This window comes from Streptomyces mesophilus (assembly GCF_011044995.1).
GTDB lineage: Bacteria > Actinomycetota > Actinomycetes > Streptomycetales > Streptomycetaceae > Streptomyces > Streptomyces mesophilus.
Genome location: NZ_JAAKZW010000125.1, coordinates 1 through 24,035, shown reverse-complemented (window position 1 = coordinate 24,035; position 24,035 = coordinate 1). Strand labels below are relative to the sequence as shown.

Genomic DNA, 24,035 nt, shown 5'->3' with positions numbered 1-24,035 from the left:
GGCGGGCGCCAGGTGGGCGGTGCCGGGGGCCGTGCTGTAGACGCCGTGTTCGCTGCGGGAGCCGGGGCCGACGAGATAGCCGCCGGCGCCGCGTACGTCGATACCGGGGGCCAGGCGGCTGGCCGAGTTGGGGACGACGACGTCGGGCGGGCCCGAGAGCCAGAGGTGGCGGCCGCCGCTGGGCGTCATCACGACGACGGTCGGCGGGATCGTGAAGAGATGGCGTAAGGCCAGCTCGCGCAGGAGGGCCGAGGAGTCCGTGTCCGCCTTCGTATCGAGGTCGATGCCGATCAGGTGGTGCGGCGGAAGCCCGCACGCGATGCCGTACCCCGTGGACCAGGGGGCGGCGGCGAAGAGTTCGCGGATACGGAAGGGGTCGGTGCTCGCGTCGTAGACCCCGTGCCCGGGGCGGCCGCATTCGCCGTGGCACTGGGGCGCGTCCACGGGGTCCTCGTGGTGCGGGGAGCGCAGCGCGGGGAGCTTGCTGCGGGAGAGCGGGATCACGGCGAGACCGCGTTCGGCGGCGGACAGGGCGTGGGCGAGGGCCAGGGTCGTGGCATGCCGGTCGAAGGTGGCCATGCGTTCATTTTCGTACGAGTGTTCGAAGAAGGGAAGGGGGGATCCCTGCCTCGTACGGGTGAGTCCGGCGGCGCCGAGGTGTGAGGAGCCGGAACGCTTCCTCCCTTGCGGCGCCCGGCAGGCGTGATCGCCGAGCCGTCAGCACGCCACTGACCTGCGGCAACTTTCGGTTCGTGCAGGTTTATCGACATGTCCTCACACTCGCGAGGGAAAGATCCGTTCAGGGGTGGTTCGCCGGGGTTCGTTGGGCAATTCTGATCTCGCGACGTCGTGCACATCGCCAAGGCAGTCGGCCAACTGTCCTGGCACAAGCCGCACTTACCGGCCCAGCCGGTTCTGATCCGCCGGGTCCGCCCGGTCGATGGAGGAATACACATGGCTAGCATCCGTACCGCCCGCATCATCGCCGCCGCTGCCGCCCTGCCCCTCGCAGCCGCCCTGTTCACGGGGGTCGCCCAGGCCGACAACGGCGGGTTCGCGGACGACGGATCGAACACGAGCGTGGCCAGCATCGTCGGCAGCGGTGTGGGCAAGAACAACAACGGCAACTCCGGCACCAACCAGCAGGTCGCGACCGGTGCCGGCGCCTCCAACCAGAACAACCAGGCCCAGGTGAACGGATCGGGCTTCACGGCGATCCACCAGTCCAACGAGAACATCGAGGTGAACTTCACCGAGCTCTGGTAGGCCCTGGGACCGGTTCGGCCGGCCCGAGGGGGATGGGGGAACGGCTCGCGCGGCGGCACCTTCCGGAGGGTGCCGCCGCGCAGGCGTGTTTCCGGCTACCGGAATGCCCCCTTGTCCGGCTACCGGAAGGCTCTCTGCACCTTGACACCGATAGGCATCTGACGGACAGTCAGAAACCTTCATTCGTACGAGGTCAGGGAGGCCGCCGCCGTGCACCTCGCCCCAACCGAGCGCCAGCAGGAGCTGCGCGCCGAGCTGCGTGCGTATTTCCGGGACGTGATGCCGCCCGACCGCACCGCGCTCGCCGGCGACCCCGCCGAACAGCGCCGGCTGCTGCAGCGGATCGGCGCGGACGGCAGGCTCGGGCTCGGCTGGCCCGAGGAGTACGGGGGCCAAGGGCGCGGCCCCGACGAGCAGTTCGTGTTCTTCGACGAGGCGTACCGCGCGGGCGCGCCCGTGTCGATGGTGACGCTGAACACCGTCGGACCGACGCTCATGAAGTACGGGACCGAGGAGCAGAAGGACTACTTCCTGCCGCGCATCCTGAGCGGCGAGATCGTCTTCGCGATCGGCTACAGCGAGCCGTCGGCCGGCACCGACCTCGCGTCCTTGCGCACCAAGGCCCTGCGCGACGGCGACAGTTGGGTCATCGACGGGCAGAAGATCTTCACGTCCAACGCGCAGAACGCCGACTGGATCTGGCTCGCCTGCCGCACCGACCCCGATGCCCCCAAGCACAAGGGCATATCGATCATCCTCGTCCCCACGGACGCGCCCGGCTTCTCGCTGACCCCGATCCACACCGTGGGCGGCATCTCGACCTCGGCCACGTACTACGACGGCATCCGCGTCCCGGCCGGCAACCTCGTCGGCGAGGAGAACGGCGGCTGGGGGCTGATCACCAACCAGCTCAACCACGAACGCGTCGCCCTCGCCGCGATCGGCATGCAGGCCGAGGACTTCTACGCGGAGGCGCTGCGGTCCGCCCGTACACCCGATCCGGTGACGGGCGAGCGCCGGATTGACCTGCCGTGGGTGCGGTCCCGCCTTGCCGAGGTGCATGCCCGGCTCGCGGCAACGCGCCTGCTCAACTGGCGTCTGGTGGGGGATGTGGGAGCCGGGACGCTGGCACCCGGCGACGCCTCCGGCGTGAAATTCGTGGGAACCGAATCGGCCGTCGAGGTGTATCGAATGTGCCAGGAAATTACGGGGGAGGCGGGGACGGTCCGCGCCGGGTCGCCGGGAGCGTTCGGGGACGGCGAGCTGGAGCGGATGAACAGGGCGGCCCAGATCAACACCTTCGGGGGAGGGGTGAGCGAGGTGCAGCGGGAGATCGTCGCCACGATGCGGCTCGGCATGAGGAGGGTGAAGCGGTGAGCGACGGCCTGTACGAGGAGTTGAAGGCGTACGAGGGTCTGCCCGCCGCCGAGGGTGGGGTCGGGCGCGACCTGGTCAACGAGCCGATGATCAGGCACTGGTGCGAGGCGATGGGCGATACGAACCCGGCGTACACGGGTCCGGAGGCCATCGCCCCGCCCACGATGCTGCAGGCCTGGACGATGGGCGGGCTCGGCGGGCATCAGAGCAGGTCGGCGGCGCAGGACGAGCTGTTCGGGCTGCTCGACAAGGCCGGGTTCAGCTCGGTCGTGGCGACGGACTGCGAGCAGGAGTATCTGCGGCCGCTCAGGGTCGGGGACGAGATCACCTTCGACGCGGTGATCGAGTCGGTGTCGGAGCAGAAGACGACCAAACTGGGGACCGGTCACTTCGTGACGACGCGGATGGACGTGCGGGCGAACGGGGAGCCGGCGGGAACCCACCGCTTCCGGATCCTCAAGTACGCGCCGGCCGCCCGGCCTTCGAAGAAGCCTGCGGCCAAGGACGGCAAGCCCGCCCGGCGGCCCCGTCCCGTGATCAACCGGGACAACGCCGGGTTCTGGAAGGGCGTCGAGGAGCACAAGGTGCTCATCCAGCGCTGTACGGAGTGCTCGGTGCTGCGCTTTCCCTGGCTGCCCGGATGCAACTCCTGCGGCGGCGCCGAGTGGGACACCGTCGAGGCGAGTGGGGAGGGCACGGTCTTCAGTTACGTCGTGATGCATCACCCGCCCTTCCCGGCCTTCGATCCCCCGTACGCGGTGGGCCTGATCGAGCTTGCGGAGGGCGTGCGGATGATCAGCAATGTGGTGGGGGTCCCCCACGACGAGGTGCGGATAGGGATGGCCGTACGGCTGGAATTCCTGCGCACCGATGAGGAGTTGGAGGTGCCGGTGTTCCGGCCCGTCGGAGCTTCTTCCGCGGATTCTGCCGGATCCTCCGCGGCCGAGGGGAGCGCGGCCTGATGGACTTCACGCCTACGGAGGAGCAGTCGGCCGCGCGGGAACTGGCGGCGCAGATCTTCGGCGACCTCTCGACGCCCGAGCGGCTCGCGGCGCACGGGCCGGGCACGGACGCCGAGTTGTGGAAGGCGCTCGGCTCGTCCGGGCTGATCGGTGCCGTACGGGACATCGGGCTGCTCGGGCTGGTACTGCTCTTGGAGGAGCAGGGGCGGACCACGGCGCAGGTGCCGTTCGCGGCGACCTGTGTGTACGGGCTGCTGGCGGTCGACACACACGGCACGGACGAGCAGCGGGCGCGGCTGCTGCCGGGGTTCGAGGACGGTTCGGCGGTGGCGGCGGGCGCGTTCCCGGTCGGTTCCGGTGTACGGGCCGAGGCATCGAGGCTGTCCGGTGAGGTGGCCTGGGTGCCGTGGCTGCGCGATGCCACGCATGTGCTGGTCGCCGCCGCCGACCACACCCTGTGGATGGTGCGGGTGGCGGACGCCGCGGTGGAGGACGTCGAGCTGACGGCGCCCTGGTCGGCCGGCCGGCTGCTGCTCGACCGGACGCCCGGCGAGCGGATCGGCGGGGAGGGCGCTTACGAGCGGGTGCTCGCCGACGCGCGGACCGCCTTCGCGGGGGTGCAGGCCGGGGTGTGCGCGGGGTCGCTGGCGCGTGCGGTCGAATACACCTCCGTACGCGAGCAGTTCGGCAAACCGCTCGCCGCCAAGCAGGCCGTGCTGCTGCGGGCGGCCGACGCGTACATGGACACCGAGGCGATCAAGGTGACCGCCTATGAGGCCGCCTGGCGCAGGGATGAGCTGCTCGGCTACCGGGAGGCCGCGCTGACCGCGGCCTGGTGGGCGGCCGAGGCCGGCACGCGGGTGGTGCACGCCGGACAGCATCTGCACGGCGGCATGGGCGCGGACCTGGACCACCCCGTGCACCGGCACTTCCTGTGGGGGCGGCAGACCGCGGCCTATCTGGGATGCGGGGCGGAAGTCCTCGCCGAACTCGGTGAGTTGATAGCGGGCGCGGCGCCCGCGGGGGAGGGTGCGCGATGAGTGCCATGCGGAAGGGGGAGGGTGCGTGATGAGTGCGGCAGACGTACGCACGTGGGCGCCGGGTGATGAGCTGCCGGCGCTCGAAGTGCCGATCACCCGCACCCTGATCGTCGCGGGCGCCATCGCCTCGCGCGACTACCAGGACGTGCACCACGACGCGGAGCTCGCGAAGGGCAAGGGCTCTCCCGACATCTTCATGAACATCCTCACCACCAACGGCCTGGTCGGCCGCTACATCACCGACCACTTCGGGCCGGGTGCCGTGCTGCGCAAGGTCGCGATACGGCTCGGCGCGCCCAACTACCCCGGGGACACCATGGTGTTGACCGGCAAGGTCATCTCCGTCTCCGCCGAGGACGGCACGGCGCAGGTCGCGGTGGTCGGGGCCAACGGCATCGGCAGGCACGTGACCGGCACGGTCACCGTGTCCGTCGGCGGGGACATCGGCCGGGACATCGGCGGGGAGGCCGGCCGGGTCATGGGCGGGGACATCGGCGGGGAGGCGTCATGAGCGTCCGCAACCGGGACAGCCTCGGCGGCAAGGCCGCGATCGCGGGGATCGGCGCGACCGAGTTCTCCAAGGACTCCGGGCGCAGCGAGCTCAAGCTCGCCGTCGAGGCCGTGCGGGCCGCCCTCGACGACGCCGGGCTCACCCCGGCCGACGTAGACGGCATGGTCACGTTCACCATGGACACCAACCCGGAGATCACCGTCGCCCAGGCGGCCGGGATCGGCGACCTCTCCTTCTTCTCACGGATCCACTACGGCGGCGGAGCGGCCTGCGCGACCGTCCAGCAGGCCGCGCTCGCGGTGGCGAGCGGAGTGGCCGAAGTCGTGGTCTGCTACCGGGCGTTCAACGAACGCTCGGGCCGGCGCTTCGGCTCCGGGGTCCAGCAGCGCGAACCCTCGGCGGAGGGCGCGGCACTCGGCTGGTCGCTGCCGTTCGGACTGCTCACGCCCGCTTCCTGGGTGGCGATGGCGGCCCAGCGCTACCTCCATACGTACGGGCTGACGCCGGAGGCCTTCGGGCAGGTGGCCGTCACCGACCGCAAGTACGCGGCGAACAACCCGGCCGCGTACTTCTACGAGAAGCCGATCACCCTGGCCGACCATGCCGCATCCCGCTGGATCGTCGAACCGCTGCGGCTGCTCGACTGCTGCCAGGAGACCGACGGCGGTCAGGCGATCGTGGTCACCAGCGCCGAGCGCGCCCGCGATCTGCGGCACAGGCCGGCCGTGATCACGGCGGCCGCGCAGGGAGCGGGCCGCAAGCAGGAGGCCATGACCAGCTTCTACCGGGACGACCTGACCGGGCTGCCCGAAATGAGCGTGGTGGCACGCCAGTTGTGGCGGACGTCCGGGCTGCGTCCCGAGGAGATCGACGTCGGGATCCTCTACGACCACTTCACCCCGTTCGTGCTGATGCAGCTGGAGGAGTTCGGCTTCTGCAAGCCGGGTGAGGCGGCCGACTTCATGGCCGAGGAACGGCTGCCGGTCAACACCCATGGCGGGCAGCTCGGCGAGGCGTATCTGCACGGGATGAACGGGATCGCGGAGGGCGTGCGCCAGCTGCGCGGCACCTCGGTGAACCAGCTACCCGGGGCGTCGAACGTGCTGGTGACGGCGGGAACGGGGGTCCCGACGTCAGGGCTGGTCCTCGGCGCGGATGGGTGACGGGAGCGGAGCGCCGAACCCCCTGAACTCCGCCCTTTCACAGGAGAGTTCAGGGGGTTCGGCACTGCCTGCGCGCCGGGTGGAAGCTACTCGTTGAAGGGCGCGGACTTCACGGTGGCACCGCCGCCGTTCCAGGAGAGCCACATCTCGTACTGCTCGTTGAAGCCGTTCCCGACGTTGTAGCCCTTCCTCGCGCTGCACCCGGAGTCGCCGCCGTCGGTGAGGGTGAGCCGGATTTCGGTGGCGCCGCCCGGGTACACCTGGACCAGTTCACCGGTCACGCCGTGGCCGTCGGCGTTGTTGTCGCAGACCTGGAAGGTGTCGCCGTCGTCGTAGTACTTCATCCAGCCGTGGCTGTTACTGATGGTCTTGTCGGTATCGGCCATTGCCGGCGAAGCCGTGAAAACAAGCAGTGTGGCCACGCCCGCGCCGGCCACGGCTATGCGGGAAAGCGTCTTATGCATGGTCCCCTCTTTTCCTCTCCTCGCCGCGTAAATGCACGGCAGTGAGCTGACTGATCGCCGCTGAGCTTAAGCCAACTGCCTTTATCGGCAAGCGATTTCACGGGGATATGGCCGAAGATCCACATATACGGAGCGTGACGAAGGGCGAGGAGAGAAAGCAGGACACTTGTTCGTTGTGGTGCGCGAGGCGGTGGCGAATGTGTGCACAAGCGAGCAAGCGGACACGGTCTGTATAGCGGAGAGGCCGATGTGACCTGCGTCACGCGCGTTCGTTATGAGTCGTCGAACTCGTCAACGCGCGTTGCTGTAGGTGCAGTTGATGCCCTGTGAGGTGTGGAAGGTGAGGGGTCGGACGCCTGTCGTGTGATGTGTGCCACATGGGTGGAGATTGTGCGCACCCCGTGTATTCGCATGTGCATTTGTGATCCACCCCATACTTCACATTTCGTGCGTGTTGCACGCAGGCCCCGGGTGGACGTCCTGAGGGCGTCGCTCTCCGTGAGGGAGGGGGTGCGGGACTTTCCTCGTGAAATCGCTTGCTGGGAAAGCGCGTTGACCTAGGCTCGGCCGTGATCAGTCAGCTCACTGCCGTGTTTTCGCGCGGCGAGTACAACAGAATGAGGGGACCATGCGTAAGACGCTTTCCCGCATAGCCGTGGCCGGCGCGGGCGTGGCCACACTGCTTGTTTTCACGGCTTCGCCGGCAATGGCCGACACCGACCGGACCATCGAGAGCAGTCACGGGAAGTTCACCTTCACCGACGACGGTGACATGTTCAAGGTCTGCGACACCAACGCCGACGGCTTCGGCGTCAAGGGGCGTCTGCTCGAGTCCGGCACCAATGACTTCGTGCTCACGGTCGAGGACGGCGGCGACTCCGGGTGCAGCGCGCCGAAGGGCTACAACATCGGCAACTTGCGCGACTACCAGATGTGGCTCACCTGGAACGGCGGCGGCGCCCCGGTGAAGTCGATCTGGTTCAACGAGTAGGAACCACCTGGTTCAACGAGTAGGGACCACGCAGGACCAACGGGCCGGGAAGGCACCGCTGTCCACCCGTCGCGCTCTGAGCGTCAGCGTCGGGTGAACAGCGGTGTCCACCGGCCTGTGTCGTCGAGGGCCGGCTTCCGGAACCCGGAGAGCGGCGTCGTGGAGTCCTCGTCCAGGCCGACGAGGACCAACTGGTTCCTGAACTCCCCCGACCCCGGCTCGCATTGCGCGGGGTCGCAGCGCCAGGCGATCAGATGCCGGTCGTCCGCCCAGGTCAGCAGCTGCTGCCCGGGAACGACACCGGCGCGGTCGCCGGTCTCCGTGTCGAGCACCTCGGAGACGATCGTGTCGTTGTCAGGGGTCTTCCTGCCGGCGAGCAGTTTCCCGTCCGGAGAGATCCCCGCGTCCGCACGGTTCGGTTCGGCCTCTTCCTCCGGTACGGGCATCTCCTTGCCCCGCTCGTCGAGGAACGCCTTGCCCGGCGTCTCGCGCGAGGGCTCCCACACGAGCGCGCCGTCATGGCTCCAGCCGAAGTCCTGCCGGCCGGCGGCGACCATGCCCCGCGCGTCCTTCTGCACCGGCCGCGCCGTGAACTCCGCCTCCCCGTCGGCGACATCGACCACGTAGAAGCCGCTGCGGCTCGCCTTCGGCCCCGGCAGCACCTTGTCGTTCACCTGCTGGGGCGCGTCCTTGAACAGTCCGTCCGGGTCCAGGTCGTAGGCCGTGGCGAGCAGGCGCGTGCCGTCCGGGGAGAACTGCAGACTCCCGACGCCGTGATCGGTCTCGATCCAGCGTTCCACCTTGCCGGTGCTCAGGTCGAGCAGCCCGATCCGGTCGGCGGGCAGTCCCCGCTCCAGGACCGCGGCCCTGCGCAGGCCGGGGGCGACATCGAGCCAGGCCCAGTCGGTCGGCTCATACCGCTGGTTCGCCGGGTCGAGCAGGGACCACTGATAGCTGACGGTCCCGTCGCCGTTCGGTAGCTTCACCGGCTTCGCCGTGTAGTACGCGGAGAGCACGGACCGGCCCGCCGAGATCAGGTCGCGCGGCGGTGACTGATCGGGGTGCGCCACCACGCCCGCCACGGGGCGTGCGGGCGTGGAACTCCCTTTGTCCCCGCCGCCGTTGGCCACCAGTGCCACCACCGTGCCCGTGACGACGAGGGCCGCGGTGGTGCAGACGAGCACCAGTTTGCGCAGGGTGCGGCGGCGCTGCGCCCGCATCCCCTCATGAGCCGAGTAGCCGGTCACCCGCACCTGCCGTGCGGAGCCGTCGCGCGTCTCGCGGAGCTCTTCGGATTTCATGAGGTGCCTTCATGGGAGGGGATGCGGGTCTGCTCGTCCTGCTGTCGCCGCTCGGCGCACGTACCTGCGAACGACTACTCGTTGAACCACTCGGACTTCACGTCGTAGCCGTCGCCGTTCCACGACAGCTGCATCTGGTACGAGCCGAGCTGGCCGACGTTGTAACCCTCCTTCTTGCTGCACCCGGAGTCACCGCCGTCGGTGAGGTAGAGCTTCTCGTTGTAGTCGTTGTCGATCAGCCGGCCGGACACACCGTGACCGTCCGCCAGGGTGTCGCAGACCTGGAACATGTCGCCGTCGTCGTAGAAGGTCATCCAGCCGCGGCCGCCCGGGATCTTGATGGTCTTGTCGGATACGGCCTGCGCCGGCCCGGCGGTGGCGACGAGCACGGAGGCGACGGCAAGACCGGCGACGGCGAAACGGGAGAGCGATATGGCCATGGAGTCCTTCTCTCTGTGACGGGCGGAACCCAGCCCGGCCGAGCGTAGTAAGCGCGTTCACACGGCGTCTGGGGGATGGCGTGCATGTGATCCTTGCCATGTTCATGTGAAGCGCGGCTGCACAGGACGGCTGAACCTGGGGGCTGTCCGGGCGTGTCCCCGGGGGCCGGGCGGACCACGACCGTTCACTCGTCGCATGCGCACTCCCAAGCTGATCATTGGACTACTGGTCCTGGTGGCCCTGGCCACGCTCACCGCACCCTCCGCGGCGGTGCCGACGGCTGAGCACCGCGGCGCGGCGCGCGGCAAGGTCTTCCGCGGCTGGGCCTTCGACACCTGTCTGACCCCGCCCCTGCGCACCATGTCCGCCTGGCGGAAGTCGAACTTCCGCGGTGTGGCCGTGTACTTCGGCGGCCGCGGCCGCTTCTGCCAGAAGCAGCCCCACCTGACGGCGAACTGGCTGCGCCAGGTCGACCGGATGGGCTGGAGTGTGCTCCCGGTGTACGTCGGCTCGCAGTCGCCGTGCGTCCTGGTGCCGCACAAGAAGAAGGTCAGGATCGGGCGCGACGCCTGGGGCCAGGGCCGCAAGGAGGGCCTGGACGCGGTCCGCCGCGCCAACGCGTACGGGATGAAGCGGGGCAGCGCGCTCTACCTCGACATCGAGAACTACTCGATGGCGAAGTGGCAGTGCCGCAAGCCCACGCTGACCTTCGTGCGCGGCTGGAACCGCGCGGTACGCGGGCAGGGCTATGTGCCCGGCTTCTACTCCAGCCTCAGCTCCGGTATCTGGCACATGGAACGCGCCCGCAAGGCCGGATTCGGCGATCTGCCCCAGGCCCTCTGGTACGCGCGCTGGAACGGCAAGCCCCGCGCGCACCCCATCCCCGGCGTGAGCCCGCAGGCGTGGCGCGGGGCGAGCATCCATCAGTACCGGGGCCCGAAGAAGGAGAAGCACGGCGGCCACGCGATGGAGGTCGACCGCAATCTGGTGAACGCACCGGTCGCGGTCCTGCGCTGACGCCGTCCACTGTCCCCGCTCACCCGGACCGCCGTCCTGCGCTGACGCCGTCCACTGTCCCCGCTCACCCGGACCGCCGTCCTGCGCTGACGCCGCCCACTGCCCCCGCTCACCCGGACCGCCGTCCTCCACCGACGCGGGCCGCTGTCCCCGCCGCCGTATCGCCGCCTCTGTCTCAGGTATGACCCCGAGGGGGCTGTCATCGCTCCCTCCACCCTCAGGAGGTGGAGGTAGCCCCCGTCCTACAACCTGAGGCGGACAAGGCTTCAGGCCCTGCGGCCGATCCGCGGGGGCAGGGGGCGCTTCTAGCGTGGAGCCATGACCACACCCGTGTGCACCAGCGCATCGAAACCCGCCGGACTGGGAGCCGTGAAGGCCACCAGGACGGCGCAGCCGGCGAGGGGTTCCGCGCGGTCGTCCACCGCGAAGGCCACCGGCGCGACGCAGGCCGCACGCGCGTACCCGAGCTTCGCCTCGTATGTGCAGGCCCGCCAGCCGGTGCTGCTGCGCACGGCGCGTTCGCTGACGTCGAACCCGTCGGACGCCGAGGATCTGCTGCAGACCGCGCTGACCAAGACGTATGTCGCCTGGGAGCGTATCGAGGACCATCGCGCCCTCGACGGCTATGTCCGCCGCGCTCTGCTCAACACCCGTACGTCGCAGTGGCGCAAGCGCAAGGTCGACGAGTTCGCCTGCGACGAGCTCCCCGAGCCCGACCCGGTGCCGGTGGCCGACCCCGCCGAACAGCAGGCGCTCAAGGACGCGATGTGGCGCGCGATCATGAAGCTGCCCGACCGGCAGCGCTCCATGGTCGTCCTGCGCTACTACGAGGATCTCAGCGAGGCCCAGACCGCCGAGGTGCTCGGCGTCTCGATCGGCACGGTCAAGAGCGCGGTCTCGCGGGCGCTCGGCAAGCTGCGCGAGGACCCTGAGCTGACGCCCATACGGTGATCTCGCAGGTGCCGTAGCAGCGCAGTCGCAAGCGCTGTCTCAAGCGCTGTCTCAAGCACTGTCGCAAGTGCCGCCGCAAGCGCCTTCATCGGCGCCGCCGCAGGTACGCGAAACCTTCCCGGCTGATCGATCATCCCCGCTACTAGTGACATACCAGTGGGTATGCGGTGAGAATCGGCGCAACCCTACTGCTCCGTAGCGCCCACCGGGAGGACGCCGTGCTGAGCACGATGCAGGACGTACCGCTGACCGTGACCCGTCTCCTCATGCACGGGTCGACCATCCACGGCACGTCCCAGGTCACGACCTGGACCGGCGAAGCCGAGCCGCACCGCCGTTCCTTCGCCGAGATCGGTGCTCGCACCGCCCAGCTGGCCCACGCCCTCCACGACGACCTCGGGGTCCGTGACGACGAGCGCGTGGCCACACTGATGTGGAACAACGCCGAACACGTCGAGGCGTACTTCGCCATACCCTCCATGGGCGCCGTGCTGCACACGCTCAACCTGCGGCTTCCCCCCGAGCAGTTGGCGTGGATCGTGAACCACGCGGCCGACCGCGTCGTCCTCGTCAACGGCTCCCTGCTCCCCCTGCTCGCCCCGCTGCTGCCGCATCTCGCGCCCATCGAGCACGTCGTCGTCAGCGGCCCGGGCGACCGTTCGCTGCTCGACGGCGCGAGCGTCCAGGTGCACGAGTACGAGGAACTGCTCGCCGGGAAGCCGACCTCGTACGACTGGCCGGAGATCGACGAACGCCAGGCCGCGGCCATGTGCTACACCTCCGGCACCACGGGCGACCCCAAGGGCGTCGTCTACTCGCACCGCTCCATCTACCTGCACTCGATGCAGGTCAACATGGCGCAGTCGATGGGCCTCACCGACCGGGACACCAGCCTCATCGTGGTCCCCCAGTTCCACGTCAACGCCTGGGGACTGCCGCACGGTGTCTTCATGACCGGCGTGAACATGCTGATGCCGGACCGCTTCCTCCAGCCCGCGCCGCTCGCCGAGATGATCGAGCGCGAGCAGCCCACGCACGCCGCCGCCGTCCCCACCATCTGGCAGGGCCTGCTCGGCGAACTCCAGCAGAACCCCCGTGACATCAGCTGTATGAAGCAGGTGACCATCGGCGGCTCGGCCTGTCCGCCCGCCCTGATGGAGGCCTTCGACAAGCTCGGCGCCACCGTCTGCCACGCCTGGGGCATGACGGAGACCTCGCCGCTCGGCACCATCGCCCGCCCGCCGGCCCATGTGGTCGGCACGGAGGAGGAGATGGCGTACCGCCTCACGCAGGGCCGTTTCCCCGCGGGCGTCGAGGCGCGCCTGGTCGGTCCGGCCGGCGAACACCTGCCCTGGGACGGCAAGTCGGCCGGTGAGCTCGAGGTGCGCGGGCCCTGGATCGCGGGCTCGTACTACGGCGGAGCCGCGGGCGAGAACTTCAAGCCGGAGGACAAGTTCAGCGAGGACGGCTGGCTCAAGACCGGTGACGTCGGTGTCATCAGCGCCGACGGATTCCTGACCCTGACGGACCGCGCGAAGGACGTCATCAAGTCCGGCGGCGAGTGGATCTCGTCCGTCGACCTGGAGAACGCCCTGATGGCGCACCCCGAGGTCGCCGAGGCCGCGGTCGTCGCCGTCCCCGACAAGAAGTGGGGCGAACGGCCGCTCGCCACCGTGGTGTTGAAGGAAGGCGCGACGACGGACTTCGCGCAGCTCAAGGAGTTCCTGGCCACGAAGATCGCCAAGTGGCAGCTGCCGGAGCGGTGGTCGATCGTGGAGGCGGTGCCGAAGACGAGCGTCGGCAAGTTCGACAAGAAGGTGATCCGCAGGCAGTACGCGGAGGGTGACCTGGAGATCGTCGAGTTGATGTAGTACCTGGCCGTACGATGCGGGCCCGGGTTTCACGTGAAACATCACGCGGAACCCGGGCCCAACGTCGTATACGGCTCAGACTAGTTGGTGCCGATCTTCGCCAGCAGATCCACGATCCGCGTCTGCACCTCGACACTCGTCGACCGCTCCGCCAGGAAGAGCACCGTCTCCCCCGACGCCAGCTTCGGCAGATCCGACTGGTCGACGGCCGCCGTGTAGACCACGAGCGGGGTGCGGTTGAGCTGCCCGTTCGCCCGCAGCCAGTCGACGATCCCGGCGCGCCGGCGACGTACCTGCATGAGGTCCATCACCACCAGATTCGGGCGCATCTGCGTCGCGAGCGTCACCGCATCGGCATCCGAAGCGGCCCGCGCCACCTGCATCCCGCGCCGTTCGAGCGAGGCCGTCAGGGCGAGCGCGATCTCCTCGTGCTCCTCGATCAGGAGCACCCGCGGCGGATGCTGCTCGCTGTCGCGCGGGGCAAGTGCCTTGAGCAGCACGGCGGGATCGGCGCCGTACGCCGCCTCCCGCGAGGCCTGCCCCAGCCCGGCCGTCACCAGGACCGGCACCTCGGCCGCCACCGCCGCCTGACGCAGCGCCTGCAGCGCGGTCCGCGTGATCGGCCCGGTCAGCGGGTCGACGAACAGCGCGGCCGGGAACGCCGCGATCTGCGCGTCCACCTCCTCACGGGAGTGCACGATCACGGGCCGGTAGCCGCGGTCGCTCAGCGCCTGCTGTGTGGAGACATCGGGCGCGGGCCACACCAGGAGCCGGCGCGGATTGTCCAGCGGCTCGGGCGGCAACTCGTCGTCGATCGGCAGAGGTTGCGGCTGGTTCGCCACCTCGACCGCACCGCCCGGACCGTCGAGCGCCTGCGGTCCCTCGGCGCCGTCGGCGGGTGCGTCTATGGCGTACGACCGTCCCCGGCCCTCGCTGCGGTCCGGCTGCGCGGGCGGCAGAGGCTGCGATACGGCGGGAGCGGGGGCTTCCTGCCGCGGCGTGGGGACCTCCTGCTGCGGCGCGGGAGCCTCCTGCTGTACGGAGGCGTCCGCACGCCGCGGGTCCGGCACGGACTTCTCCGTACGCGGGTCCGTTGCGGACTCCCGCGTACGGGGGTCCGCAGCGGACTCCTGCGTATCCGCCGGGGACTCCTGCGCGGGCTTCGGATCCGGCGGCGTACCCAGCTTGCGCCGCCGCCCGGACCCGGCCGGCGACTGCCCGCCGAGGCTCTGCCCCGAGCGCGCGGACGGCAGCGGCGGCAGGCCGGGCCGCCGCTGCTGCTCGGCGAAGTGCTGCGCGAACGGCACACCCTGCCCGAGCGTCCGCACGCTGAACCCGCGTCCCTGCGTGGAGTTGTCGTCCGCGGCGGCCTCGGCCGGCAGCGGCTGCGCGACGCGCGCCCGCGCAGGCGTCATCGGCTGCGGACCCGCGCCGGGGCGGTGCTGCTCGGGGGGCAGGCCGGTGGAGGACTGTGCTTCGTCTTCCGGGGTCTTTCCGGGTACGGGTGCCGGCGCCTGCTCAACGGCAGGTTCCGGTACGGGAGCGGGCTCGGGAGCCGCGGGGGCTGCTTCCTGTACGGGGAGGCTCTCCGCCACCGCCGGGCGCGCCCGGCGCCGTCCGCTGGGAGCGTCGACGGGATGCGGCTGCGGAGGCGTGTGCCCCGACGGAACCTCGGGTGTGGCCGACTCGCCCGCGTGCACCGCACCGTGCGGCTGCGCGCCCAGGTTGTCGTGCGGGTGGGCATCGATGGCGTCGTGCGGATAGGCGGCCGCAGGCGCGGTCGTCGGAAGTCCGGCCGCCGGGTGGGCACCGGTCTCCGGATGGGCAGCGGCCTCGGGAAGCGGGGCGGCCTCCGGAAGGGCCGTCGCCTCCGGAAGAGCACCGGCAGCCTCGTCGAGAACGGTCGCCTCGCCCGTCGCCCCCGGCGCCCGGTCCGCCTCGGCGGGCGGCAGCGCGAAGGCCGTACGCCCCGTGCCCGCCTCCTCCGCCGCGGCCCGCTCGGCGGCCGCGGCCAGCGCCCTGCGGCGCCGCCCGGTCGGCTGCGCCTCGGCGACGGGGGCCTCCCCGTCACCCGTTCCGGCCGGCGGCAGCGCGGCAACGGCCGTCTCGCGCCGGGCCCTTCGCCCCGTCGGCGCCACGGCCTCGCCCGCGGGCATGCCCTGCGGCGGCACGGTCGCGCCCAGACCCGGCGCACCCGCGGGCGCCCCGGCGGCATGCTCGGCCGCGGTCACCACAGCGCCCTGCGCGACCTCGGCCGCGCTCACGTCCTGGTGGGACTGGTTGCCCGTACGACGCCGGCGCCCCGTACCGCCACCGCCGCCGGACACGGAGATCCCGGCCCCGTCGGACACCGAGAACCCGTCGGACACCGAGAACCCGTCCCCGTCCGAATCGGCGGAATTCTGCGCGGGCACCCGCTCGGCCTCGGCCGCTTCGGCCGCTTCGGCCGCCGCGACAGCCCGCCGGCGCCGCCGGCCGGTCGGCGCGGACGGTGCTGCTGCCGGCTCCGTGGCGCTCGCGCCGCCCGAAGGGTCCGCGGGTGCGTGGCCCTGCCCGTTGTCGAGGAAGGAGTCCACGGACGACCGCCGCGCACGCCGCCGCCCACCGGACCCGGGCGCACTCACGTCCGCGGCGTTGTCGGCAGGGGGCGCCGAAGCCTGTTCGGGCAGGGCGAGTTCGCTTCCCGCGGGAGCCGCCTCGATCGCCCCGGCACCCGACCCGATCGGCACTTCGAGGACGAACGCGCTACCGCCCATCCCGGGCACCTCATGCGTCTGCAGCACACCACCGTGCGCCCGTACGATCCCGGCCGCCAGCGGTGCGTGCACCGGATCGCCGCCCGCGAACGGCCCGCGGACCTCGATCCGTACGACCTCACCGCGCTGCGCCGCCGCCACCACGATCGTGGAGTCGACATAACCCGCCGCGGGATCGGCCGCCCGCGCATTGCCCGTCGAGTCGATCCCGGCGACATCCGCGATCAGATGCGCGAGCGCCGTGGCAAGCCGTCCGGCGTCCACCTCGGCCTCGATCGGCGGCGCGTGCACCGCGAACTGGGCCCGCCCGGGCCCGATCAGGTCCACCGCACCTTCGACACCGGCGGTCACGACGCGGTCGAGCAGCGCGGGCACCTTGTGCAGGGAGTGCGAACCGTCGTCGAGGAGCTGGTAGTTCAGGACGTTGTCGACGAGGGTCGTCATCCGCGTATAGCCGGCGGCCAGGTGGTGCAGGATCTGGTTGGCCTCGGGCCAGAGCTGGCCTGCCGGGTCGGCGGCGAGAGTGCCGAGCTCCCCGCGCAGATGCTCGAGCGGCCCGCGCAGCGACTCACCGAGCACGGCGAGCAGCTGGGCATGGCGCGAGGCGAGCTGCTCGTAGCGCTCGCGCTCCCGCTCGACGAGCTGCTCGTAGCGCGCGGCTTCCCGCTCCTGCAGATCCGCGTAGCGCTCACGCGAGGCGGACTCCAGCTCCGCGTACCGCTCCTGCTCCTGCGCCGCCAGCGCCTCGTACTTCTCCTGCGCCGCGGCCCGCTCCTGGTCGAGCTCCTCCTGAAGCGCGTCATAGGGCCGCCGGTCGGTGAACGCGAGCACCGCGCCGACCAGCTGATCCCCGTCGCGTACGGGAGCGGTGGTCAGATCGACCGCGACCGGCTTGCCGTTCTTCGCCCACAGGACCTGCCCGCGCACCCGGTGCTTGCGGCCGGAGCGCAGGGTGTCGGCGAGCGGGCTCTCCTCGTACGGGAAGGGCTCACCGTCCGGGCGCGAGTGCTGCACGAGGGAGTGCAGCTCCTTGCCGCCCAGGTCGCTCGCCCGGTACCCGAGGATCTGCGCGGCGGCCGGATTGACGAGGACGACCCGCCCCTCCGTGTCCGTACCGACCACACCCTCGGCGGCGGCGCGCAGGATCATCTCGGTCTGCCGCTGCGAGCGCGCGAGCTCGGCCTCGGTGTCGACGGTGCCGGACAGGTCACGTACGACGAGCATCAACAGCTCGTCGGCCCAGGCGCCCTGGCTCTCGTACGCCTGACGTCCGTCCAGATTCGCGCTGGTCACCTCGACGGGCAGCTCACTGCCGTCGGTCCGCCGCGCGGTCATCCGCTTCGGCTTGGTCCGCCCGCGCTCGTCGGCCGCGTCGGGCCGCCGCATCGACCCCGGGATCAGCCGCGAGTCGAATGCGGGCAGGAGATCGAGCAGCCCCCGCCCCACAAGAGCCGTACCCGGCGCCTCGAACGTATCGAGCGCGATCGTGTTGGCGTTGACCACCGTGCCGTTGGCGTTGACGAGCAGCAGCGCGTCGGGCAGGGCGTCGAGTATGGCTGCGAGGCGAGCAGCGCCTCGGGATGGCCTGCTGCTCACGACGACGGGTCCTCCCTGTTACCGCACCTTGCGTGCCCCCGGACCCGGCTTTCCCCCCGGCCCGTGGCATGTCACTCAAGGGAGTCTACGGGCAGCGGTTGCGCTGGGGACGCCGGATGAGAGGGAGATCCCAGGAAGGCGCCACGGAGGAGGTGTGACTGCACGCGACGAGCACCTTCACCGGACACGCATGACCGCTCTGCGGACGCGGGCGCCACGCGACCGCGCTCACCGGGGCCGCGCGACCGTTCCGCGGACACTCACCAGACGCGCGGGCCGCCCGAGTCGGGCGAGGCCTCGGGCAGTACGGGCACGAGCTGGTTCCACCGCCCGATCTCACACCCGTTGCGCCGGTCGAACTCCGCCGTGACCTGCTGACCACGCCAGGTCCCGGTGACACGGGCGGTCTCGGGCCCGCCGTACTGCATCGTGCACATCGCGTCCGCCGGCACAGCCGCGAACGGGTCCCGCCCTTCGCCTGCCATCGCATCGAGCCGCGCACAGGCCTCGTCGGCCCGCGGGTGGCTCCCGCCTCCGCTCCCGTCGGGCAGGCAGCTGAGTTCATACGTCTCGTACGGCAGCGCCGATCCGTCCCCGGACGTGATGGTCAGCACATCGGGCTGCGGCTCGGGCAGCGCGTGCGCCGGCGGCTCGTCGGCGGCCGCGACGGTGGGCACGACGGCCACCGCGGCGAGCGAGGCGACGGCGGAAACGGCGAGACGACGCAAGAACATGGGGACTCCAGGGCTGGGGCGGACACCCTGTTCAACGCCTTCGCGCCGCGTACGTTGCGCACCCGCGGCAATGCTTTGCCCTGCCACCCACGTGCCTAGTACCGTGGGGGGCGATTGGTGACAGCCCGCTCGGCTGTGTCATCATCTGCATCGCACCACGCGCTCGCGCAGGTGCGTGGAGGCGTCGCCTAGTCCGGTCTATGGCGCCGCACTGCTAATGCGGTTTGGGACTTACATCCCATCGAGGGTTCAAATCCCTCCGCCTCCGCACAATGACTCAGGGAGTCCACGTCCTACGACGCGGACTCCCTGAGTCGTTTGTCAGTGCGGGATGCCGGCACCGAGGAGTACGCCCGCCACAACGGTCACGCGGACCTGCTCAGGGAGCGGATCGACGGCGTCACGGGGGTGTGGGCCATACGTGCGGATCCGGCCGTTTTCGCAGGTCGCAAGGGGTGCGGTAAACGGATTTCACATGGCGGCGGCAGTCATGTAATGTTCTTCCTGTCGCCGCGAGCGGGGCGAAAGCACCGAAGCGGGACAACAGAACAAGCACTCGTAGCTTAACGGATAGAGCATCTGACTACGGATCAGAAGGTTGCAGGTTCGAATCCTGCCGAGTGCACATGATGAAAGGCCCCCGGAGATGATCCGGGGGCCTTTTGCGTTGCCCGTACTGCGGTGAAGTGCAGCAACGGTGGCGGCCTACTGTTCCTGGACGATCAGCGTGCTGGCCAGGGAGTGGGGCCTTCGTGAGCGGGTCGTAAGGCGTCGGGGGAGGGCGAGCGAGGCGGGGGCTCGCAGGATCAGCCGGCGTGGGGGCTCCATCAGGCAGGCGATGGCGACGAAGACATCCACCAGGGAGTTGGAGAGGCCAGCGGCCCCGGACAGGTCGACCACGATGTCGTCCCGCCCGTGGCCGAGCAGCGTCGCAAGGTGCTGGGTGACCGCGGCTTTACGGGCGCCGGTGGCGTGGCCGTAGAGCCACACGGTGGCTGTGTCCGGGTCGACTTTGACAGGCATGGAACCGTTGAGCGATGGCGCGTCCATGGCTACTCCGTAGGACACGCATCGTGAAGCCGGCAGGCGGAGCCGCGGGTCTGGACGGCAAGGTCATTCCGACAGCAAGGTCATTGGGCGAGCGCGATGCGGAAGGGCGCGGATACAACCGCGCGGAAATACCGCTGGGCGGTGAGTCCCTCAGACTCAGCTATGACCACCGGATGAGCAGCCCGTTGCGCTAACAGCGGCCGTCATCAACGGATTTGCCTCACCTTACCGCGGATCGTCCGACATTTCGCATGGCTAAGTATTTTGCCTTCACCCCGTGAGGTCGATGACGACGCGTTCGCCCAGGAAGAGTCCGGTGCTGTAGTCGAGGCGCAGCTTGTGGGCGTCCGTCGGGACCTCGGCGCAGGGGCGCGGGTGCCCGGCATCGGGTGAGTGCGGCGGAGGCGGGCCGCATCGGCGGGGCTTGACCCTCACGTGGCGTCATGGCGCATGGTCGGGGCGTGGAAGAGCACTTGAGTGTGGGGCGTGTGGCCGAGTTGGCCGGGGTGAGTGTGCGGACGCTGCATCACTACGACGGGATCGGGCTCGTACGGCCGTCCGCGCGGACCGCCGCCGGGTACCGGGCGTACGCGGCGGGCGATGTGGAGCGGCTGAGGGAGGTGCTCGCGTACCGCAGGCTCGGCTTCGGCCTGAGCGAGATCGCGGATCTCGTCGACGACCCGGCCACCGACACGGTCGCGCGCCTGCGCCGCCTGCGCGGCCTGCTCGTCGAGCAGCGCGATCGTACGGCCGCCATGGTGGCGGGCATCGACAAGGAGCTGGAGGCGCGGGCGATGGGGTTCAGGACGACGCCGGAGGAGCAACTGAGGGTGTTCGGGGCGGAGTTGTACGAGGAGATCGGGACCGCCTATCCGGCGACGCGGCGCACCGAGCCACGGATCGCCGAGCGGATCTGGGAGGCGCTGGGGGATGCGCGGACCGTGCTCAACGTCGGGGCCGGCACCGGTTCCTACGAGCCCACGGACCGTGAGGTCACGGCGGTGGAACCGTCGGCCGTCATGCGCGCCCAGCGTCCCGCGGGTGCGGCGCCGTGCGTGGCCGCGGGTGCGGAGAGCCTTCCGTTCGAGGACCAGTCCTTCGACGCTGCGATGGCGGTCAGCACCATCCACCACTGGCCGGACCCGGTGGCGGGGCTGCGCGAGATGCGGCGGGTGGCCCGCCGGGTGGTGGTGTTCACGTACGACGCCAGTACGCCCGGCTGGCTCGACCGGTTCTGGCTCACGCGCGACTACCTGCCGGAGTTCGGCGGACTGCTCACCGGCTGGCCCTCGATGGCCGACCTGACGGAAGCGATCGGGGGCCGTGCGGAACCGGTGCTGATTCCGTGGGACTGCGCGGACGGTTTCTTCGAGGCGCACTGGCGCAGGCCCGAGGCGTATCTGGAGGAGCACGTACGGCGTGCGGTGTCGGTGTGGACCAGGGTCGGTCCCGAGGCCGAACAGCGGGCGGTGGCCCGGCTCCGCGCCGACCTCGGCTCGGGTCACTGGGCCGAGCACAACCGCGACCTCGTCGCCCTCGACGCGGCGGAGCTCGGTCTCCGTCTGCTCGTGGCCTGAGCTGGGATTGATCGCCGGGGCCCGTCGGTCGCGGGTCTACCCCCGCAGCCGCGCGCCCCGGCTCTCGGCGATCCGCAGGGCGTCGCCGAGGGACTCGGCCAGGCGCTCGGTGAGATAGCGGAGTTCGGGTTCGTGGGTGCTGTTCGTGAGCATGCCCCGGGTGTACGTCAACAGCTCGGCGCCCATGGCCAGTTGGACGGCCTCGGTCGCGTCGGCCACGCGGGAGACCGGCCCGGTGTCGTCGCCGATCAGGTAACAGGGCTTGCCCTCGGGCCCGTTCCACGGAAGCAGCCGGGCCGCCTCGCCTTTCTCGTACGGCGTCACGTCACGCCACCTCCATGCCGTGGATCCAGTACGGCCCGGGGGCGTCGATGCCGAGGGTCGCGAGGACGAGTTCACGTCGACGCCGGCGTTGTTCGTCGGCGGTGAGATAGGGGCGTACGAGGGCGGTGGCTTCCCCGGGGAGCGGATCGGCGTCGTCCAGGCCGTACGGGCTGCGGTGGGCGGGGAGCGCGGGGGCCACCATGCGGGGTGCGGCCCAACGGGAGCCTGGTGTCGGTGTGTTGGCGCCCCGACCTGCCTGGGCGCCGACACCGGGTTGCCACAGCCATGCGGCGATACGACGGATAAGGTCGGTCATGTCGTCAGCTCTCCAATTCATGTCGTCAGCTGGTGGCCACGCCCCCGGACGGTTGCAGCCGTCGCGGGGGTCCTTGCTGGGCAGATTACCGAGGTGTGTCACGGTGTGCTAGGGGTACTGTGGCTCGCACTGATGTACACGGGTTGCTCATCATGGTGTGATGCAGTTCGCTCCGGACATCCCGCGCTGGCGCCAGGTCGCCGAGATCATCCGTCGCCGTATCGAGGACGGGACCTACGCGACCAGGACTCGTGTGCCGTCCGTCATCCAGCTGACCAACGAGTTCGGCATCGCGCACGCAACGGCCCAGAAGGTGCTGGCCGGGCTGCGCCGCGAAGGCCTGACGTACACCGAACCGGGCCTCGGCTCCTTCGTCTCCGAGCGCCCGACCAAGAGCGACTGACCCGAGGGCTCAGCTCCCGCAGAGGCTCCGGGCCTCCCTGACGAGCCCACCCGGCAACCCCGCCCCCTCGCACGCGTACGCGATCAGGACGTCCCGGTAGCCGGGGTTCGGGAGCTCGGGGGCCAGGGAGATCAGGGTCCGCAGGTCCTCCGGTGAGCCGGACAGGCGCGTGCGGTACGCGGCGCCCGCCGCGCGCAGCGTGACCTCGTGCGGTTCGTGGCGCAGGCCCCCGTCGACCAGGGCCACCGCGGCGGCGAAGTCGCCTTGTTCCGCGCGGACGTCGGCGAGGTCCAGGTGGAGGGACCAGTTGGCGGGGTCCAGCGTCAGGGCCCGTTCGAACGCCGCCGCCGTCCGGCCCAGGTCACCCCTCGCGCGCCAGGTGTTCGCCCGTGCCACCTCGGTCCACATGCTCGGGCCGACGGCGTCTGCCCGGTCGCACAGGGCGAAGGCCAGCTCATGGTGCCCGCAGGCCCGGGGCAGGCGGGACATGGCGGCCAGGGAATCCGGTACGGGGCTGCGCTCGGACACCACGTCGAGAGCGTGGAACCACGGCGCGAACCGCTGCCGCATCTCCTCCGAGTCCAGGTCGTGGCCGGGGTCCAGGACGCGCAGACAGGCCTCGGCCAGCGCTTCGGCGCTCACACCGGAGAGGAAGCGTGCGTCACCGAACCAGGGCGCGGCGCCCCAGGCCACGTCGGGCCGGGCTCCCGTGACCGAGCCCAGGGTCATCGCGGCGTCGTCCATCGCACCGTCGAGGAAGAAGAAATAGCCCTGCCCGAGTACGGCGCTCAAGGTGCTGTCGCCTTGGAGCGCCGACTCCAGCTCCGCGCGCCGGTCCCGCCTCAGTTCGGCGAGCGCGGCATAAGGCTCCGGGGCCGACGGAGCCGAGGCTATGGCCCGTACGAGCCACTCCACGGCGCCGGCCGGGCTTCCGCCGCAGTGCGCCAGCACGGCGGCGAGGCTGACGGCGGTCGTCATGGACCGCTGCGATGACTGGTCCGGCGACTGGTCCGGCGACTGGTTCAGGGGCTGATTCGACATCGCCGGAGGATATCCGTGGCCGATGAGTTTCCCCGGCCGCCCCGGTCTCAAGTGGTGATCGGCACGAAAGCGGAGGCAGGCTGTGAGGCGGGCCGCTTTCTCATCCACTGCTACGGAACAGGCGGGATCCCCATGGACAAGAAGTTCACCGCAACCCTGCGCAAGAGCCCGAACAAGGGCGGCTGGACCTATGTCGTATGGCCCGATGCGGCCGAGTTCTTCGGCACCCGTGGGCTGGTGAAAGTGCGGGGCACGATCGACGGTCATCCGTTCCGGAGCTCGTTCATGGCCCTGGGCGACGGCACGCACAAGCTGCCGGTGAAGGCGGATGTGCGCAAGGCGATCGGCAAGGAGGAGGGAGACTCCGTGACCGTCCGCCTCGAGGAACGCCTGGAGACCTGAACCGGAGACCAGGAGACCAGAAGGCCTGGAGACCTACCCCCCCCACGCGCGCCGCGTTTTGCGCAGCCGCGGCCGGGGGATACCCCACGGACCTGCTCACGGGGGCTGAGCGGGTCCGAGGGGTGGGGCTCACATGCTGGAGATCGGTCTGCTGCTCGGAGGGATGGCCGCGATCGTGACCGTTCTGATCGCGGTCGTCCTGCGCCGCAACTCCCGTACGGAGAACGCCGACGGCCTCCTCATGGAGCAGTACGCACGCGACCAGGCCCACGACGACCGCATGACCTACCGCTACACCAACGTCATCTTCGAGGTCCCCCCGAACCGCCGCGATCCCCACCGTCGCTAGGGTGCACGGCTGTACGCCGTGCCGGCCGACACCAGGGGATCCCATGCGCTACCGCTTCACGACCTACCACCCGGCGAGTGACGCCGAGGGGGACGTCGGTGGAGGGACTCGGCTGGGTGGGCAGCCGGGGTG

Annotated in this window: 25 protein-coding genes, 2 tRNA genes and 1 pseudogene; 17 read left to right on the top strand and 11 right to left on the bottom strand. The window is 70.4% G+C overall.

Annotated elements, in window-relative coordinates:
- On the bottom strand, positions 1–579 hold a 579-nt coding region (locus tag G6045_RS25380), incomplete at its 3' end, for a bifunctional DNA primase/polymerase (protein ID WP_165334407.1).
- 375 nt (positions 580–954) lie between these two features.
- Between G6045_RS25380 and G6045_RS25375 the strand changes: the two genes are divergently transcribed.
- From G6045_RS25375 to G6045_RS25350, 6 genes are all read left to right on the top strand, one after another.
- Positions 955–1,266 (top strand): hypothetical protein, encoded by a 312-nt coding sequence (locus tag G6045_RS25375; RefSeq protein ID WP_165334406.1) that lies wholly within the window; start codon positions 955–957, stop codon positions 1,264–1,266.
- A 210-nt stretch (positions 1,267–1,476) separates the two neighbouring features.
- Positions 1,477–2,643: an acyl-CoA dehydrogenase family protein gene (locus G6045_RS25370; protein WP_165334405.1), complete on the top strand. Its 1,167-nt coding sequence runs from the start codon at positions 1,477–1,479 to the stop codon at positions 2,641–2,643.
- Complete coding sequence (locus G6045_RS25365; protein ID WP_165334404.1) at positions 2,640–3,605, top strand: bifunctional MaoC family dehydratase N-terminal/OB-fold nucleic acid binding domain-containing protein; 966 nt, start codon at positions 2,640–2,642, stop codon at positions 3,603–3,605. The genes G6045_RS25370 and G6045_RS25365 overlap by 4 nt, the downstream gene beginning before the upstream one ends.
- Complete coding sequence (locus tag G6045_RS25360) at positions 3,605–4,645, top strand: acyl-CoA dehydrogenase family protein (protein WP_165334403.1); 1,041 nt, start codon at positions 3,605–3,607, stop codon at positions 4,643–4,645. Before G6045_RS25365 ends, G6045_RS25360 begins: the two co-directional genes overlap by 1 nt.
- A gap of 28 nt (positions 4,646–4,673) precedes the next feature.
- A complete protein-coding gene (locus tag G6045_RS25355) occupies positions 4,674–5,156 on the top strand; it encodes a MaoC family dehydratase (RefSeq protein WP_165334402.1) in 483 nt (160 codons plus the stop codon).
- Positions 5,153–6,319 (top strand): lipid-transfer protein, encoded by a 1,167-nt coding sequence (locus G6045_RS25350; RefSeq protein WP_165334401.1) that lies wholly within the window; start codon positions 5,153–5,155, stop codon positions 6,317–6,319. Before G6045_RS25355 ends, G6045_RS25350 begins: the two co-directional genes overlap by 4 nt.
- Positions 6,320–6,405: 86 nt before the next feature.
- On the opposite strand, the gene G6045_RS25345 is transcribed toward G6045_RS25350, so the two are convergent.
- Positions 6,406–6,783 (bottom strand): hypothetical protein, encoded by a 378-nt coding sequence (locus G6045_RS25345; RefSeq protein ID WP_165334400.1) that lies wholly within the window; start codon positions 6,781–6,783, stop codon positions 6,406–6,408.
- Positions 6,784–7,411: 628 nt separating this feature from the next.
- Between G6045_RS25345 and G6045_RS25340 the strand changes: the two genes are divergently transcribed.
- The gene (locus G6045_RS25340) at positions 7,412–7,774 is read left to right on the top strand and encodes a hypothetical protein (protein WP_165334399.1); all 363 of its coding nucleotides are present in this window, start codon (positions 7,412–7,414) and stop codon (positions 7,772–7,774) included.
- Positions 7,775–7,857: 83 nt separating this feature from the next.
- On the opposite strand, the gene G6045_RS25335 is transcribed toward G6045_RS25340, so the two are convergent.
- Entirely contained in the window at positions 7,858–9,075 is a 1,218-nt protein-coding gene (locus G6045_RS25335; RefSeq protein WP_165334398.1) for a hypothetical protein, read from the bottom strand.
- 74 nt (positions 9,076–9,149) lie between these two features.
- Positions 9,150–9,515 (bottom strand): hypothetical protein, encoded by a 366-nt coding sequence (locus G6045_RS25330; RefSeq protein WP_165334397.1) that lies wholly within the window; start codon positions 9,513–9,515, stop codon positions 9,150–9,152.
- Between the two features lie 196 nt (positions 9,516–9,711).
- Between G6045_RS25330 and G6045_RS25325 the strand changes: the two genes are divergently transcribed.
- From G6045_RS25325 to G6045_RS25315, 3 genes are all read left to right on the top strand, one after another.
- Entirely contained in the window at positions 9,712–10,533 is an 822-nt protein-coding gene (locus tag G6045_RS25325; RefSeq protein ID WP_165334396.1) for a glycoside hydrolase domain-containing protein, read from the top strand.
- Between the two features lie 318 nt (positions 10,534–10,851).
- Positions 10,852–11,484, top strand: a complete 633-nt coding sequence (locus G6045_RS25320; protein ID WP_165334395.1) for a SigE family RNA polymerase sigma factor — start codon at positions 10,852–10,854, stop codon at positions 11,482–11,484.
- Between the two features lie 218 nt (positions 11,485–11,702).
- Positions 11,703–13,355, top strand: coding sequence for a long-chain fatty acid--CoA ligase (locus tag G6045_RS25315; protein ID WP_165334394.1), 1,653 nt, complete (start codon positions 11,703–11,705; stop codon positions 13,353–13,355).
- Between the two features lie 80 nt (positions 13,356–13,435).
- Here the strand turns inward: G6045_RS25315 and G6045_RS25310 are convergent, their stop codons facing one another.
- Both G6045_RS25310 and G6045_RS25305 read right to left on the bottom strand, forming a co-directional pair.
- Entirely contained in the window at positions 13,436–17,707 is a 4,272-nt protein-coding gene (locus tag G6045_RS25310) for a PAS domain-containing protein (RefSeq protein WP_165334393.1), read from the bottom strand.
- Between the two features lie 260 nt (positions 17,708–17,967).
- Positions 17,968–18,441, bottom strand: coding sequence for an SSI family serine proteinase inhibitor (locus tag G6045_RS25305; protein ID WP_165334392.1), 474 nt, complete (start codon positions 18,439–18,441; stop codon positions 17,968–17,970).
- A gap of 177 nt (positions 18,442–18,618) precedes the next feature.
- On the opposite strand from G6045_RS25305, the gene G6045_RS25300 reads away from it, so the two are divergent.
- From G6045_RS25300 to G6045_RS25290, 3 genes and pseudogenes are all read left to right on the top strand, one after another.
- Positions 18,619–18,709 (top strand) — tRNA-Ser (locus tag G6045_RS25300).
- Positions 18,710–18,783: 74 nt separating this feature from the next.
- Positions 18,784–18,849 (top strand): annotated as a pseudogene (locus tag G6045_RS25295) (mycothiol transferase); the annotation flags it as partial.
- Positions 18,850–18,993: 144 nt separating this feature from the next.
- A tRNA-Arg gene (locus G6045_RS25290) sits at positions 18,994–19,066 on the top strand.
- An 80-nt stretch (positions 19,067–19,146) separates the two neighbouring features.
- Here the strand turns inward: G6045_RS25290 and G6045_RS25285 are convergent.
- Entirely contained in the window at positions 19,147–19,491 is a 345-nt protein-coding gene (locus G6045_RS25285; RefSeq protein ID WP_165334391.1) for a hypothetical protein, read from the bottom strand.
- Positions 19,492–19,761: 270 nt separating this feature from the next.
- On the bottom strand, positions 19,762–19,926 hold the full coding sequence (locus G6045_RS25280; RefSeq protein WP_165334390.1) for a hypothetical protein: 165 nt from the start codon (positions 19,924–19,926) through the stop codon (positions 19,762–19,764).
- Positions 19,927–19,934: 8 nt separating this feature from the next.
- Here G6045_RS25280 and G6045_RS25275 point away from each other — a divergent pair, with 8 nt between their 5' ends.
- A complete protein-coding gene (locus G6045_RS25275; protein ID WP_206344151.1) occupies positions 19,935–21,068 on the top strand; it encodes a MerR family transcriptional regulator in 1,134 nt (377 codons plus the stop codon).
- Between the two features lie 36 nt (positions 21,069–21,104).
- Here G6045_RS25275 and G6045_RS25270 read toward each other — a convergent pair whose 3' ends face one another.
- Positions 21,105–21,392 (bottom strand): hypothetical protein, encoded by a 288-nt coding sequence (locus G6045_RS25270; protein WP_165334388.1) that lies wholly within the window; start codon positions 21,390–21,392, stop codon positions 21,105–21,107.
- 1 nt (position 21,393) lies between these two features.
- Complete coding sequence (locus tag G6045_RS25265; protein WP_165334387.1) at positions 21,394–21,708, bottom strand: hypothetical protein; 315 nt, start codon at positions 21,706–21,708, stop codon at positions 21,394–21,396.
- A gap of 160 nt (positions 21,709–21,868) precedes the next feature.
- On the opposite strand from G6045_RS25265, the gene G6045_RS25260 reads away from it, so the two are divergent.
- Positions 21,869–22,111: a GntR family transcriptional regulator gene (locus G6045_RS25260; protein WP_206344150.1), complete on the top strand. Its 243-nt coding sequence runs from the start codon at positions 21,869–21,871 to the stop codon at positions 22,109–22,111.
- 9 nt (positions 22,112–22,120) lie between these two features.
- Here the strand turns inward: G6045_RS25260 and G6045_RS25255 are convergent, their stop codons facing one another.
- Positions 22,121–23,089, bottom strand: a complete 969-nt coding sequence (locus tag G6045_RS25255; protein ID WP_165334409.1) for a tetratricopeptide repeat protein — start codon at positions 23,087–23,089, stop codon at positions 22,121–22,123.
- Between the two features lie 195 nt (positions 23,090–23,284).
- Between G6045_RS25255 and G6045_RS25250 the strand changes: the two genes are divergently transcribed.
- On the top strand, positions 23,285–23,554 hold the full coding sequence (locus G6045_RS25250; protein WP_165334386.1) for a DUF1905 domain-containing protein: 270 nt from the start codon (positions 23,285–23,287) through the stop codon (positions 23,552–23,554).
- A gap of 133 nt (positions 23,555–23,687) precedes the next feature.
- A complete protein-coding gene (locus tag G6045_RS25245) occupies positions 23,688–23,903 on the top strand; it encodes a hypothetical protein (RefSeq protein WP_165334385.1) in 216 nt (71 codons plus the stop codon).
- The last annotated feature ends 132 nt before the right edge of the window (positions 23,904–24,035 follow it).

Coding starts and splice junctions, on each gene's coding strand:
- G6045_RS25330 (WP_165334397.1), bottom strand. CDS start 9,515: ATGGCCATATCGCTCTCCCGTTTCGCCGTCGCCGGTCTTGCCGTCGCC.
- G6045_RS25350 (WP_165334401.1), top strand. CDS start 5,153: ATGAGCGTCCGCAACCGGGACAGCCTCGGCGGCAAGGCCGCGATCGCG.
- G6045_RS25355 (WP_165334402.1), top strand. CDS start 4,674: ATGAGTGCGGCAGACGTACGCACGTGGGCGCCGGGTGATGAGCTGCCG.
- G6045_RS25320 (WP_165334395.1), top strand. CDS start 10,852: ATGACCACACCCGTGTGCACCAGCGCATCGAAACCCGCCGGACTGGGA.
- G6045_RS25325 (WP_165334396.1), top strand. CDS start 9,712: ATGCGCACTCCCAAGCTGATCATTGGACTACTGGTCCTGGTGGCCCTG.
- G6045_RS25360 (WP_165334403.1), top strand. CDS start 3,605: ATGGACTTCACGCCTACGGAGGAGCAGTCGGCCGCGCGGGAACTGGCG.
- G6045_RS25245 (WP_165334385.1), top strand. CDS start 23,688: ATGCTGGAGATCGGTCTGCTGCTCGGAGGGATGGCCGCGATCGTGACC.
- G6045_RS25255 (WP_165334409.1), bottom strand. CDS start 23,089: ATGACGACCGCCGTCAGCCTCGCCGCCGTGCTGGCGCACTGCGGCGGA.
- G6045_RS25340 (WP_165334399.1), top strand. CDS start 7,412: ATGCGTAAGACGCTTTCCCGCATAGCCGTGGCCGGCGCGGGCGTGGCC.
- G6045_RS25250 (WP_165334386.1), top strand. CDS start 23,285: ATGGACAAGAAGTTCACCGCAACCCTGCGCAAGAGCCCGAACAAGGGC.
- G6045_RS25305 (WP_165334392.1), bottom strand. CDS start 18,441: ATGTTCTTGCGTCGTCTCGCCGTTTCCGCCGTCGCCTCGCTCGCCGCG.
- G6045_RS25345 (WP_165334400.1), bottom strand. CDS start 6,783: ATGCATAAGACGCTTTCCCGCATAGCCGTGGCCGGCGCGGGCGTGGCC.
- G6045_RS25375 (WP_165334406.1), top strand. CDS start 955: ATGGCTAGCATCCGTACCGCCCGCATCATCGCCGCCGCTGCCGCCCTG.
- G6045_RS25265 (WP_165334387.1), bottom strand. CDS start 21,708: ATGACCGACCTTATCCGTCGTATCGCCGCATGGCTGTGGCAACCCGGT.
- G6045_RS25260 (WP_206344150.1), top strand. CDS start 21,869: ATGCAGTTCGCTCCGGACATCCCGCGCTGGCGCCAGGTCGCCGAGATC.
- G6045_RS25335 (WP_165334398.1), bottom strand. CDS start 9,075: ATGAAATCCGAAGAGCTCCGCGAGACGCGCGACGGCTCCGCACGGCAG.
- G6045_RS25285 (WP_165334391.1), bottom strand. CDS start 19,491: ATGGACGCGCCATCGCTCAACGGTTCCATGCCTGTCAAAGTCGACCCG.
- G6045_RS25275 (WP_206344151.1), top strand. CDS start 19,935: ATGGCGCATGGTCGGGGCGTGGAAGAGCACTTGAGTGTGGGGCGTGTG.